An 11705-nucleotide genomic window follows, 5' to 3' on the forward strand; every position below is an offset into this window, starting at 1 on the left:
AAAACGTTTGAGAGAGTTGGCTGAAAAAGGGGGTTGGAGACAGTATGAGCAGTGAGCATGACCACCACGAAGCTTCATTGAAATTGCCAAGCCGCATGGAGATGTCACGCAGGCAGTTTTTGACTTACACGCTTGGTGGAGCTACAGCCTACATGGCCGCCGGTGCAATCCTTCCTATGGTCCGTTTTGCGGTGGACCCGATTTTGCAACATAAGGGAGAAGGCACCTCTGTCAAAGTAGCTGAAATCAGCAAAATTACGAATGAGCCTCAAGAATTCACCTTTGAACTTAAACAACAGGATGGTTGGTATCTGAGTAATGCATCGTTAGTGGCGTGGATTCGCAAAGACGAGCAGGGTAAAATTTATGCACTCTCACCTATCTGTAAACATCTGGGATGTACAGTAGGCTGGAATAGTGACAAGCAATACCCTGACGAGTATCATTGCCCCTGCCATGGCGCGCACTATGACAAGGAAGGGAAGAATCTTGCCGTAGCCCCCAAACCGCTGGATGAGTACGTAGTCAAGGAAGAGCAGGGTTGGGTATATCTGGGCGACATTGTTCCGAACACCCGAGTGAATTAGGAGGCGTGAACGCAGATGTTTAAAAATGTCTATGACTGGATTGACGAGCGTCTCGACATCACGCCAATCTGGCGGGACGTTGCGGATCATGAAGTTCCAGAGCATGTAAATCCGGCTCATCACTTTTCCGCATTCGTGTACTGCTTTGGTGGATTGACGTTCTTTATTACTGTTATTCAGATTCTGTCAGGCATGTTCCTGACCATGTATTATGTACCTGATATTATCAATGCCTACGCAAGTGTGGAGTACCTGCAGACCAAAGTAGCCTTCGGCCAAATTGTTCGCGGCATGCACCACTGGGGAGCCAGTCTGGTTATCGTAATGATGTTCTTACATACGATGCGTGTGTTCTTTACAGGCTCTTACAAGGCACCGCGTGAAATGAACTGGGTTGTCGGCATGCTGATCTTTTTCGTCATGTTGGGCCTGGGGCTGACAGGGTACTTGTTGCCATGGGATAACAAAGCCTATTTTGCAACAAAAGTAACATTGGAGATTGCTAACACGGTTCCATGGCTGGGACCGATTATTAAAGAATTCCTGCAAGGCGGTACGATTGTCGGTGCACAGACACTAACCCGATTCTTTGCCCTGCATGTATTCTTCCTCCCCGCTGTGCTTCTGGTGCTTCTGGTCGGACACTTTATCATGATCCGCAGACAGGGCATTTCGGGACCACTATAAACTGAGAAGGGAGGAATCGCAATGGCTCACGGACATAAGAAGGATGATGAGGAAAAGGTTATCTTTGTCGGTGATTCACGGGTCCGTAAAGGGGCGGGCTTCATTACCCCGCCTGATTACACGGCGTATCCTGGAAAATCCGAAGCCTTTATTCCCAACTTCCTGCTGAAAGAATGGATGGTTGGTGTCGTTGTATTGGTGGGGATTCTGGTACTAACGATCTCAGAACCTGCACCTTTGGGGTATCCGGCCAATCCGAGCGCATCCGTAATTCCTATGCCGGATTGGTACTTCCTTTTTCTGTATCAGTACTTGAAGTATCCATACGCATCGGGCGATTACGTTCTGCTCGGGGTACTGGGGGTCAGCGGAGTCGCTTTTGGAGCTTTGCTGCTGGCACCATTCCTGGATACAGGCAAGGAGCGGCGTTTCTATAAACGCCCAATTGCTTCATCACTGATGATTTTGTCGGTCATTTCTGTATTCTACCTGACAAATGTAGCGTGGACGCACTACGAGCATGAGTTGGAAGCAAGTGGACAGAAGCCTGAACATATTCAACGTGAAGAAGAAGCGCTGGAGAGGCGTGAACAGGGGCTCCCACCCGTTTCCAATGCACCTGGACAGCAAGAAGAAGTTGCGATCGTGGAACAGGATGATCCTGCAATGGAAACGTACAAGAAGGCCGGATGTATTGGCTGCCATGCGGCTGATATGAAGGGTGCAAGTGGACCGTCACTTCGGGGCGTGGGTGACAAGCACAGCCAGGAAGAGATTCTGACCATTATTAAAGAAGGTTATAACGAGATGCCTGCGATGTACGATCAAGCGATTGCTCAAGGCGTCACAGATGAAGAGATCACTCATCTGACCGAATGGCTTGCGAAACAGAAAGCAGAACAGTAAAATCGAAATAACCAATGAAACCTGATCGTTTATGCGGTCAGGTTTTTTGAAGTGTTTTTTGGACAGCACTTTATTGTGCGCAATATATGATGAAGGAAGGGGCAGGGAATGTGGCTTTATCGTATTTCTGGAGTAGGGAATTTCTAACCAATCGTTATTTCCTGTGGCTATTATTTTGGTGTAATGCGGTAGGAACGGTATACGGATACATCTGGTATGGAGAGCAAATGAAATTGACGCTGGCTGAGCAGCCGGTGTGGCAGATCGTATTTGTGCCAGATAGTCCAACAGCGAGTTTGTTTTTTACTTTAGCGTTGTTATGGGTTTTGTACCCACCACGGTCCATCATTATCAAACGGATCGGACATGTGATTCAGGCGCTTGCCGTAGTCACATCTGTGAAATATGGCGTGTGGGCCGTGTCCATTATTTTCGCTGGATGGATGCAAGGCGGTACACAGCACTGGCAAGACTGGATGTTGATTGCTTCGCATAGTGCGATGGCCATTGAAGCTCTTATTTATGTACGTTTTTTCGGCTTCCGCTGGGCTTCCCTTGTCGTTGCAGGTCTCTGGACGTTGTTGAACGATACGATGGATTATACATATGATATTTACCCTTGGTTACCCGCTTCCCTCTATGATCATGTAGATGGTGTGCGTAATTTCACATTCGGACTGACACTGGTGAGCATTCTGTGCGCGTGGCTGGCCTTAAGACAAGCGAGACGAACCTGATATCCGATCTTGAGCTTGTTCTAACGAACTGTCCCCCGCCATACATTGGTGGTGGGAGGGATGTCCATGAAGAGAACGTTTGGGATCAAAACTGGCTTATTGGTGGTATCGTTCATAGCTCTGCTGCTTTGGACGAACTTAGCATATCGTGTATCCGCGCAAAGTGAAGCATTGAATTCGAATTCAGATCAACAAGTGTCCACAAGCAATTCAATTGCACAACTGAATGAGGAAGCAGCCATATTGTATCGTCAGGCGCTCGAGAATAATATTGAAGAAGTGCGAGGAAGCATTCTGCGTATCAGTAAAAGTCTGGAGCATATCTCCTTTGAGGGACAAACAACGGTTGAGGGCATTCACGCCTTGTCCGAAACCATTGTTGAAGTGAAACAAGCCGTTGTGAAGGTGAAAAATGACGATGCTTCTCTTCAGCAGTCCTCTGCCAAGCTCAGACTTGCAGCCGATAGTCTCGCGAATCCAACCAAGCCTTTATGGCTTCAGTATTATAAAATCGTGAAAAACGATCTGGACGCTTTATCCGCTGCTACAAATCAAGGGCAAACTGCGGCCGTACTTGCAAACCGCTACACCGTTCTGGAGGAGCATTATGAGACGATTCGTCCTGCCGCGCTGATTCGCCGTGAACCGTATGAGATTGCTCAGATGGACGCCTGGTTATCTCATACCAAAGGGCTTACCGCTGCGAAGCAACCTGATCTGGCTCAATTAAAGAACATGGTGGGCCATGGGGAGGAACTGGTGAACCAGTTGTTTGGTCGCGAGAAGGACGAGAGTGCCTTTGTACCGTTTGTACAGGGTCCTGATCGCAGGGCAGCCGGGCTGCTCATTAGTTCGGTCATTGTGGCGACGTTAAGTTACGCCGGATATCGTAAATATCGTGCGCAGCAGCAGGGGATTTTTCCTTTTCGGCGCTAATTGAATATGAATTTGATCCTGGTCTATATGTGGTATATAAAAAAAGACCTCTTTTCACATAAACAGCCACTTTAACGGCTCTTCATGCGAAAAGAGGTTTTCTTGTAGTTTCTGTATAGTGAATCAACTTTCTTTGAAACCTTCTCCATGTACATCGTGAACATCGCTGATGATGACAAATGCTCTGGGGTCAATGGAACCTACAATCGTCTGCAGTCGCCTGAACTCTTGCCTGGAGATCACGCAGTAGGCCATGTGTTTGGCCTGTTTAGAGTACGCGCCAATGGCTGGAATAAGGGTAACTCCACGATCCATATCCCGTGTGATCTGGTCGGCAATCTCGGGTGCATGGTCACTAATGATCATAAATGCCCGGGCAGAATATGCACCTTCCTGAATAAAGTCGATGACTTTGGAGGCTATGAATACAGCTACGAGCGTATACAGAATTTTTTCTTTGGGGATGTAGATGAGAGAGAGCCCGATAATGACGAAGTCGATGCCCAGTAATACTCGGCCCATACTCCATCCATACTTTCGGTTGAGAATACGGGCAATGATGTCCGAACCGCCCGTCGTTCCGCCCCAACGAAAAACAATGCCAAGGCCGGCTCCTAGGGTGACACCTGCATATAGGGCTGCGAGCAGGAGGTCATTCTCGGTATGTAATGGTTCAATCCACCCCAGATGAATCAACTTCTCAAACAACCATAGAAAAACGGTCAGTGCCCCGATTCCGATACCCGTATAGATCATCTGTCTGCCGCCCAAAATTTTGAGCCCGATCAGAAAGAGAGGAACATTCAGAATTAAGGTTGTAAGTGAAGGTGAGATGCCAAAAGCGTAATTGATCAGCACCGTAACCCCGGTGAGGCCACCTTCCATAAGCTGGTTGGGGATTATGAAATAGAGGAGCCCAAAGGCATATAAGGCTGTACCCAGCACGATGGGAAGAACCAGTTTAACTTGAATCCAGGTTTTGGCAGTGCTCATAAGATCCCTCGCTGTAGATAAATTAGAATGAAGAAGCAATCATTCCCATCTAGTATACCTGTTTATTGATTCTTTAAAAATGATTTGTCGCTGATGATGGTGGAAGTGCATCTAAATAACTGATATTATTAGGAACAAATACGACATCATTTCTAAAGGAGAATCCGTTCTCATGGAGAAAAGCATCGCAGAAATGCAGCGTGAGGTTGATCAGTATATCTCCCAGTTCAAGGAGGGGTATTTCAGTCCTCTGGCCATGTTGGCCCGGATGTCTGAAGAGGTTGGGGAGCTTGCAAGGGAAGTGAATCATGAGTTCGGCGAAAAGCCGAAGAAATCTTCCGAAGCAGCCAATTCCATTGAACTTGAACTTGGAGATATTTTATTTATCACGATTTGTTTTGCGAACTCACTGGGAATTGATCTGGCTGAGGCGCACGATAAAGTCATGCATAAATTTAACACCCGCGATGCCAATCGGTGGACTCCCAAAAACACCGATTAGGCGTAGATTACATATGCTGTACCATCACCCGATCGGGGAGGGTCAGCTTAATGATGAAACCGGAAGAATATATGCAGCAGGCTTACCGCTGTATATTGCAAAATGATTTTGAGCAGGCGATTCGTTGGTTCGAGTCAGCCATTCGCGCTCATCCAAAACATGCGGAGTTATATTATCGCTGTTCCATTACACACGCCCGCAGCAAACATCTGGTTCCAGCGCTTGAATATGCACGTAAGGCGGTTGAATTGTCGCCAGGAACAGAAGAGTATATCTTGCATCTGCAGACGTTGGAAGCAAAAGAGTTGACCTCCAGAGCGAAGTTGCTGTTGGAGCAGGCGGGTATTGCAACACAGGAGCGGTATGTGGAAGCGTCTACGCTTCTGCAAGAAGCGGTCAAACTTGATCCGCTCTCAGTGGAAGCTCATGTTATGCTTGCCCTGGCTTACAGTGATTTGAATGAATTTGAATATGCAATTCAGGCGCTGCGTGAGGCAATTTTGCTGGACCCGCAGAATGGGCAACTGCATCAGATGTTACAGGAAATCAAGCAACGTATGAAATCCATTCAATAAGAATTCATTTTACAAAGATTTCTTTCGAGTTGAAATGGATTCTACGATATGATCCAACATAGCGAGGAGATGCAGTCAATATGAGTGAAGTAATCAGAGTTGCCGTGATCGGAGCGGCTGGCCGTATGGGCCGTGAAGTTGTGAAATTGGTACTTCAGGACCCGGAATTGGAGCTTGCAGCGGCTGTCAACCGCTCCGGAGCAGGCACGGATGCAGGAACCCTTGTTGGTTTACCAGAGTGTGGGGTGCTGGTGACTGATGATATCGAAATGGCTTTTGCCGAAACAAAACCGCAGGTTATGGTTGATTTTACAGTGCCGCAATATGCTTTTACACATACCGAGATCGCGATCCGTCATGGAGTCAGACCTGTCATGGGTGTTACCGGCTTTACGCCGGAGCAGATTGAACAGTTGGACAAGCAATGTCAGGACAAAGGAATTGGAGGGCTTATTGCCCCTAACTTCTCGATCGGTGCCATTTTGATGATGCGATTCGCAGCACAGGCTGCCAAACATATGCCAAATGTGGAGATTATCGAATATCACGGGGATCAGAAGCTGGATGCTCCTTCTGGAACAGCGATCAAAACTGCTGAACTGATTGCTGCCAATCGGGAAGAACTTCGTCAGGGTAACCCGAATGAGGAAGAAACCATTGAAGGATCACGCGGCGGTTATTACAACGGCTTCCGAATTCACAGTGTACGATTGCCTGGCGTATTCGCGCAGCAGGAAGTTGTTTTCGGAGACTATGGACAGTCACTCAAAATTCGGCATGACTCCTATGAGCGCGCAGGTTATATGCCTGGTGTTAAGATTGGTGTGCAAAAGGTTATGGAATATACAGGAATGATCTACGGATTTGACCACTTTATCGACTAAAGGAGATTGTCATGTTGAAAATAGCATTTATCGCCCATGATCGTAAAAAAGAAGAGATGGTTAACTTCGTGACGGCATATGAGCCTGTTTTTACGGACCATCAATTGTATTCTACAGGAACAACAGGCCTTCGTATTATGGAAGGAACGTCGCTGAAGATTCATCGATTCGAATCAGGCCCACTGGGCGGAGATCAGCAGATTGGAGCTTTGGTTGCGCAAAATGAGATGGATCTGATTATTTTCTTGCGTGATCCACTGATGGCACAACCTCACGAGCCGGATATTAATGCGTTGCTGCGTCTTTGTGATGTGCAGGGAATTCCACTTGCCACCAATATCGCAACCGCTGAGATTCTGGTTAAGGCTCTGGATCGTGGTGATTTTGCCTGGAGAGAGCTGGTACATAAATACAAGCCGGAGGCTGGATTGAATTCGGGTGATACCGAATGAGTCTGGATATTCTCATCTTTGGAGCACATGCAGACGATGCGGAGATTGGTATGGGTGGAACGATTGCCAAACATACCGCTGCTGGCTTGAAAGTAGGCGTGTGTGATCTGACTCGTGCTGAGATGTCTTCCAACGGAACAGTAGAGCGCAGAACCGAGGAAGCGGAGCAAGCCTCCCGCGTCCTCGGTCTTTCGTGTCGAACGAATCTGGGGCTTCCTGATCGTGGCTTGTATCTTACGCCTGACCATGTACAGGCGGTGACGGCTGAGATACGGCGTCATGCCCCTCGGATGGTGTTTGCTCCGTATTGGGAAGATCGTCATCCGGATCACGTCAATTGCAGTAAGCTTGTGCAGGAGGCTGTATTTAACGCCAAGCTTCGCAACTATATGCCGGACATGCCTGCCGTGCAGGTGAAGGAACTTTATTTTTACTTTATTAATGACATCGGGCCTACGGATTTGATTGTCGATATTACGGAACACTATGAGCAAAAAGAAGCCTCATTGCTCTCTTATCGTTCCCAATTCGAACTGGGAGACGGAGCGGTCTCGACGCCATTGAATCAAGGGTATATCGAACGTGTAAGAGCCCGTGATTCCTTGCTCGGACAACGCAGTCTCATCCCGTTTGCAGAAGGTTTTGCTACAATTACACCTTACGTGGTTCATCAATTTGGCTCGGGTGCCCAATAAACGTTTAATGAAACGAAGGGTTTCATTATTCCATTGCATTATATCAACCTGCATGAAGCGGGAGATCAAAGGAGCGTCCACAGGATGGATAAAAAGCTAAAAATCGGCATCACCTGTTATCCGTCCCTCGGCGGGTCTGGCGTTGTCGCAACGGAGCTGGGCAAATTACTTGCCGAACAGGGGCATCAGGTTCATTTTATTGCCAACAGTATCCCGTTCAGACTGGGTACGTTCCAGAAAAATATTTTTTATCACGAAGTTGAAGTAAATGATTATTATGTTTTCCGTTACCCTCCGTATGACCTGTCACTGGCAACAAAGATGGCTCAGGTGGCTAAGTCACAGCAGCTCGATCTGCTGCATGTTCACTATGCCGTGCCACACGCAGTATGCGCCTTTCTTGCGAAACAAATGGTAGGGGACGGCCTTAAAGTGGTTACCACGTTACATGGAACGGATATTACGGTTCTGGCTCAGGATGAATCTCTGAAGGATCTGATCCGTCTAGCCATTAATGAAAGTGACGCGGTTACTGCCGTATCACAAGATTTGATTCGAGAAACGGTCGAACTGCTGGATATTCAGCGCCCAATCGATCTAACCTATAATTTTATTGACAAACGAATATATTATCCGCGGGATGCTGCCAGTCTGCGAAGAGACTTCGCTGCGCCCGACGAAAAAATATTAATGCACATCTCCAATTTCCGACCGGTGAAGAGAACTCAGGATGTGGTAGAGGTCTTCCGTCAGGTACAGGAGCAGGTTCCTGCCAAACTGTTATTTGTTGGTGAAGGACCTGATTTGCCGAAGATGCAATGGAAAATTAATGATCTCGGGTTGAATGATAAAGTTCATTTCCTTGGCAAACAGGATGACATTGCTCAGGTCATTTCCATGGCAGACGTGTTGATGCTTCCATCGGAGAAGGAAAGTTTCGGACTTGTGGCGCTCGAAGCAATGGCTTGTGGCGTACCCACGATCGGTTCACAGGCCGGAGGAATTCCGGAACTGGTATTACACGGTAAGACGGGATTCTTATCCGCGATCGGGGATACACAATCCATGGCCGAGAACACAATCCGTTTGTTAACAGATGATCGTTTGGCTGCGGAGTTCAGGGAAGCGTGTCTTCAACGCGCACATCACGACTTTTGCAATGATGCCATTCGGCATGAATATGAACAGATTTATTACCGGGTGCTGGGAAGGGAAGTTCCGAACTTGAAGCCGGTTTGCGGTTAATCAATTTGTTTGACGAAATTATACTGTGCATACCACAACAGGCAAGAGAAGAGGTGATATGTGGTGGTTCAATGGACACAGGTAGATCGTGAAATGGCAATTCAAAGTGAGAATGTACTCACAACATTAAACAAACATGGCTACAAGGCATATTGGGTAGGTGGTTGCGTTCGTGACGAATTGCTGGAACGAGTTGTAGACGATATGGATATCACGACATCTGCTTCTCCTCAGCAAGTCATGGAACTGTTTGACGATTGTATTCCTACAGGTTTGCAACACGGTACGGTTACCGTTCGTTCAGGCGGTTATTATTTTGAAGTGACCACCTTTCGAACAGAATCCGAGTATCAGGATAACCGCAGACCAGCTGCGGTTCAATTTGTTCAGGATATCAAGGAAGACTTACAACGGCGTGACTTCACGATGAACGCTCTTGCTATGGACGTCACTGGGACAATCGTTGACCCGTTTGGTGGACAGGCAGATATCAAGGAAGAGCGAGTCAGGTGTGTGGGTTCTGCGATGGAACGATTTGGTGAAGATGCACTGCGGATGCTCCGCTGTGTCCGGTTTGCTTCCGTATTTGATTTCAAAATTGCTCATAACACGTGGAAGGGTCTTGTAAGGCAGAAAGACCTGCTTCAACATATAGCGATGGAACGAGTACGCACCGAGATGGTAAAAATGATGTCGGGACCCCATCCATTAAAAGGATTGGAGCTGTTATACAGAAGTGATGCGCTTGCGCACATCAAAGCGCCAGTTAGCTCGGCGCGTTTTAACAAGACGTTGTTATCCGATCTGGAACAATTGTCAGGTCAGCATGTGTTGCTTCGTTGGTCACTCATCCTGATTGCTGGCGGTTATAGTAAGGATGAAGCAGATGTATTATTACGTCAGTGGACATTCTCCAATGAACATCGTTCTCGAATAACAGGGGTCCTTCAGGTGGAACAGTTGATTCATACTTCCGTTCAGGAGCAGAAGGATACGGTCAGTCTCCGTTCCGATTGGATCGTTACTGTTCTGGCTTGTGGTGTTCAGGCGGCGGATGATTGGCTTCAAATACAGTCTACACTGCCAGCAGGATGGCGGAATCAGTCCGAACAGGCAGCAATGCAGGTTGTTTTGGTTCAAGAACTTGCAGCCAAATGGAGTCAATCGATCCCTGTGCATGACTTGAAAGAGCTGGATATCACAGGGGAACAAGTGTTACAAATGGTGCAGCGCAAAGGCGGGCCTTGGCTGGGTCAACTGATGAAACATTTGTTACGAGAAACAGCGATTGGAACGATAGAGAATCAGCATGCAGCACTAAGTGCAGAAGTGAAGCGGGTGGTTCAAGATGACCAAACATGAAGATCTGTTACATATGTTATTAAATGCAGAAGGACGATTCGTATCAGGTGAAGAGATCAGCCGTAATCTGTCCATCAGTCGGACCGCTGTGTGGAAACATGTGAACAAGTTACGAGACATGGGTTATGAGTTTGAAGCTGTATCCCGCAAAGGATACCGTCTGGTAACGAAGCCGGATAGCATTGACGCTACTGGCCTCCAATTGGCTCTGGATACAACCGTTTTTGGCCGTAAGGCTGTTTTGTTGACTTCGACCCTGTCTACGCAAGGGGATGTTCTCAAGCTAGCTGAGCAAGGGCAGGCAGAAGGTGCTGTGGTCATTGCGGAAGAACAAACAGGAGGAAGAGGACGTTTCGGTCGACAGTGGTTCTCTCCTCCGGGTAAAGGAATCTGGATGAGTGTCCTGTTACGCCCTGATCTACCACTTCAGCATACGCCGCAGTTAACTTTATTAACAGGAGTGGCTGTATGTCGTGCCGTTCGAGCTTGTTCAGGAGCTGATGCAGGCATCAAATGGCCAAATGATTTATTGATTGATGGGCGCAAGGTATGCGGCATATTGCTTGAATCCACGGTGGAAGATCATGAAGTCAGATATTGTATTGCAGGTATAGGCGTTGACGTGAATTTTGATCCCGAGGATTATCCGGAAGATCTGACCACAATCGCTACTTCGCTCAAGATGGAGACGGGTCAATCCGTTGATCGTACCAAACTAACGGCTGCCATTCTGACGGAGCTTGAACAGTTGTATTTTTTGTATCAAAAAGAAGGATTTGGTGTGATCTCAGCTCTATGGGAGGCACTGTCCGTATCGATGAATCGAGAGATTACAGTGACGAATCCTCATGGTGTCATTGAAGGGAAGGCAATTGGTCTTGACCCTTCTGGAGCACTTATCGTGGAGAAGCACGATGGAGAACATACACTAATCATCTCTGGTGAGATTTCTTGGAAATCATAAACAATTTGTCGAATTTTCACTGGTAAAATGAACATAAGACGTGAAGTTTGAGCAGAACTTTGGTATACTGTGTTCGTGAGGCGATATCGGCTAATGCAGACCGAATTGCACTCTCGTAACAGTAACCTTTGTTCTGCTTTGATGTGTTTTATATAAGCAGACCACAGTGCAAGAATGAAA

Annotated in this window: 14 protein-coding genes; 13 read left to right on the forward strand and 1 reads right to left on the reverse strand. The window is 47.3% G+C overall.

The window, feature by feature from the left end:
- The first annotated feature begins 44 nt into the window (after positions 1–44).
- From MHI14_RS11680 to MHI14_RS11700, 5 genes are all read left to right on the forward strand, one after another.
- The gene (locus tag MHI14_RS11680; protein WP_017687725.1) at positions 45–587 is read left to right on the forward strand and encodes a QcrA and Rieske domain-containing protein; all 543 of its coding nucleotides are present in this window, start codon (positions 45–47) and stop codon (positions 585–587) included.
- A 15-nt stretch (positions 588–602) separates the two neighbouring features.
- Positions 603–1274, forward strand: coding sequence for a menaquinol-cytochrome c reductase cytochrome b subunit (gene qcrB, locus MHI14_RS11685; protein ID WP_017687726.1), 672 nt, complete (start codon positions 603–605; stop codon positions 1272–1274).
- 21 nt (positions 1275–1295) lie between these two features.
- The gene (locus tag MHI14_RS11690) at positions 1296–2180 is read left to right on the forward strand and encodes a menaquinol-cytochrome c reductase cytochrome b/c subunit (protein ID WP_091018012.1); all 885 of its coding nucleotides are present in this window, start codon (positions 1296–1298) and stop codon (positions 2178–2180) included.
- A 110-nt stretch (positions 2181–2290) separates the two neighbouring features.
- Positions 2291–2917, forward strand: a complete 627-nt coding sequence (locus tag MHI14_RS11695; protein WP_133385333.1) for a DUF1405 domain-containing protein — start codon at positions 2291–2293, stop codon at positions 2915–2917.
- A gap of 66 nt (positions 2918–2983) precedes the next feature.
- Positions 2984–3853, forward strand: coding sequence for a sporulation protein YpjB (locus tag MHI14_RS11700; protein ID WP_289389661.1), 870 nt, complete (start codon positions 2984–2986; stop codon positions 3851–3853).
- A 123-nt stretch (positions 3854–3976) separates the two neighbouring features.
- On the opposite strand, the gene MHI14_RS11705 is transcribed toward MHI14_RS11700, so the two are convergent.
- Positions 3977–4846 (reverse strand): YitT family protein, encoded by an 870-nt coding sequence (locus MHI14_RS11705; RefSeq protein WP_341130329.1) that lies wholly within the window; start codon positions 4844–4846, stop codon positions 3977–3979.
- Positions 4847–5018: 172 nt separating this feature from the next.
- Here MHI14_RS11705 and MHI14_RS11710 point away from each other — a divergent pair, with 172 nt between their 5' ends.
- The 8 genes from MHI14_RS11710 (at position 5019) to MHI14_RS11745 (ending at position 11525) form a co-directional block, all read left to right on the forward strand.
- Positions 5019–5348, forward strand: a complete 330-nt coding sequence (locus MHI14_RS11710) for a nucleotide pyrophosphohydrolase (RefSeq protein WP_017687732.1) — start codon at positions 5019–5021, stop codon at positions 5346–5348.
- Between the two features lie 50 nt (positions 5349–5398).
- Complete coding sequence (locus MHI14_RS11715) at positions 5399–5923, forward strand: tetratricopeptide repeat protein (RefSeq protein ID WP_339309907.1); 525 nt, start codon at positions 5399–5401, stop codon at positions 5921–5923.
- Positions 5924–6003: 80 nt separating this feature from the next.
- Positions 6004–6807 carry a 4-hydroxy-tetrahydrodipicolinate reductase gene (dapB, locus tag MHI14_RS11720; protein ID WP_017687734.1) on the forward strand — a complete coding sequence of 268 codons (804 nt, stop codon included), beginning with the start codon at positions 6004–6006 and terminating at the stop codon, positions 6805–6807.
- 11 nt (positions 6808–6818) lie between these two features.
- Entirely contained in the window at positions 6819–7259 is a 441-nt protein-coding gene (gene mgsA / locus MHI14_RS11725; protein ID WP_091028967.1) for a methylglyoxal synthase, read from the forward strand.
- Positions 7256–7954 carry a bacillithiol biosynthesis deacetylase BshB1 gene (gene bshB1 / locus MHI14_RS11730; protein ID WP_091028969.1) on the forward strand — a complete coding sequence of 233 codons (699 nt, stop codon included), beginning with the start codon at positions 7256–7258 and terminating at the stop codon, positions 7952–7954. Before mgsA ends, bshB1 begins: the two co-directional genes overlap by 4 nt.
- 84 nt (positions 7955–8038) lie before the next feature.
- Positions 8039–9199, forward strand: coding sequence for an N-acetyl-alpha-D-glucosaminyl L-malate synthase BshA (gene bshA, locus MHI14_RS11735; RefSeq protein ID WP_036607630.1), 1161 nt, complete (start codon positions 8039–8041; stop codon positions 9197–9199).
- 63 nt (positions 9200–9262) lie between these two features.
- Entirely contained in the window at positions 9263–10561 is a 1299-nt protein-coding gene (locus MHI14_RS11740; RefSeq protein ID WP_249912248.1) for a CCA tRNA nucleotidyltransferase, read from the forward strand.
- The gene (locus MHI14_RS11745; RefSeq protein WP_133385330.1) at positions 10548–11525 is read left to right on the forward strand and encodes a biotin--[acetyl-CoA-carboxylase] ligase; all 978 of its coding nucleotides are present in this window, start codon (positions 10548–10550) and stop codon (positions 11523–11525) included. Before MHI14_RS11740 ends, MHI14_RS11745 begins: the two co-directional genes overlap by 14 nt.
- Positions 11526–11705: the final 180 nt, after the last annotated feature.

The sequence above is a fragment of the Paenibacillus sp. FSL K6-2393 genome (genome assembly GCF_038002545.1).
Lineage (GTDB): Bacteria > Bacillota > Bacilli > Paenibacillales > Paenibacillaceae > Paenibacillus.

What these genes read in the sequence shown, in the direction of transcription:
- dapB (WP_017687734.1), top strand. Translation starts at nt 6,004, where the DNA reads ATGAGTGAAGTAATCAGAGTTGCCGTGATCGGAGCGGCTGGCCGTATG.
- qcrB (WP_017687726.1), top strand. Translation starts at nt 603, where the DNA reads ATGTTTAAAAATGTCTATGACTGGATTGACGAGCGTCTCGACATCACG.
- MHI14_RS11705 (WP_341130329.1), bottom strand. Translation starts at nt 4,846, where the DNA reads ATGAGCACTGCCAAAACCTGGATTCAAGTTAAACTGGTTCTTCCCATC.
- mgsA (WP_091028967.1), top strand. Translation starts at nt 6,819, where the DNA reads ATGTTGAAAATAGCATTTATCGCCCATGATCGTAAAAAAGAAGAGATG.
- bshA (WP_036607630.1), top strand. Translation starts at nt 8,039, where the DNA reads ATGGATAAAAAGCTAAAAATCGGCATCACCTGTTATCCGTCCCTCGGC.
- MHI14_RS11690 (WP_091018012.1), top strand. Translation starts at nt 1,296, where the DNA reads ATGGCTCACGGACATAAGAAGGATGATGAGGAAAAGGTTATCTTTGTC.
- MHI14_RS11700 (WP_289389661.1), top strand. Translation starts at nt 2,984, where the DNA reads ATGAAGAGAACGTTTGGGATCAAAACTGGCTTATTGGTGGTATCGTTC.
- MHI14_RS11745 (WP_133385330.1), top strand. Translation starts at nt 10,548, where the DNA reads ATGACCAAACATGAAGATCTGTTACATATGTTATTAAATGCAGAAGGA.
- bshB1 (WP_091028969.1), top strand. Translation starts at nt 7,256, where the DNA reads ATGAGTCTGGATATTCTCATCTTTGGAGCACATGCAGACGATGCGGAG.
- MHI14_RS11710 (WP_017687732.1), top strand. Translation starts at nt 5,019, where the DNA reads ATGGAGAAAAGCATCGCAGAAATGCAGCGTGAGGTTGATCAGTATATC.
- MHI14_RS11680 (WP_017687725.1), top strand. Translation starts at nt 45, where the DNA reads ATGAGCAGTGAGCATGACCACCACGAAGCTTCATTGAAATTGCCAAGC.
- MHI14_RS11715 (WP_339309907.1), top strand. Translation starts at nt 5,399, where the DNA reads ATGATGAAACCGGAAGAATATATGCAGCAGGCTTACCGCTGTATATTG.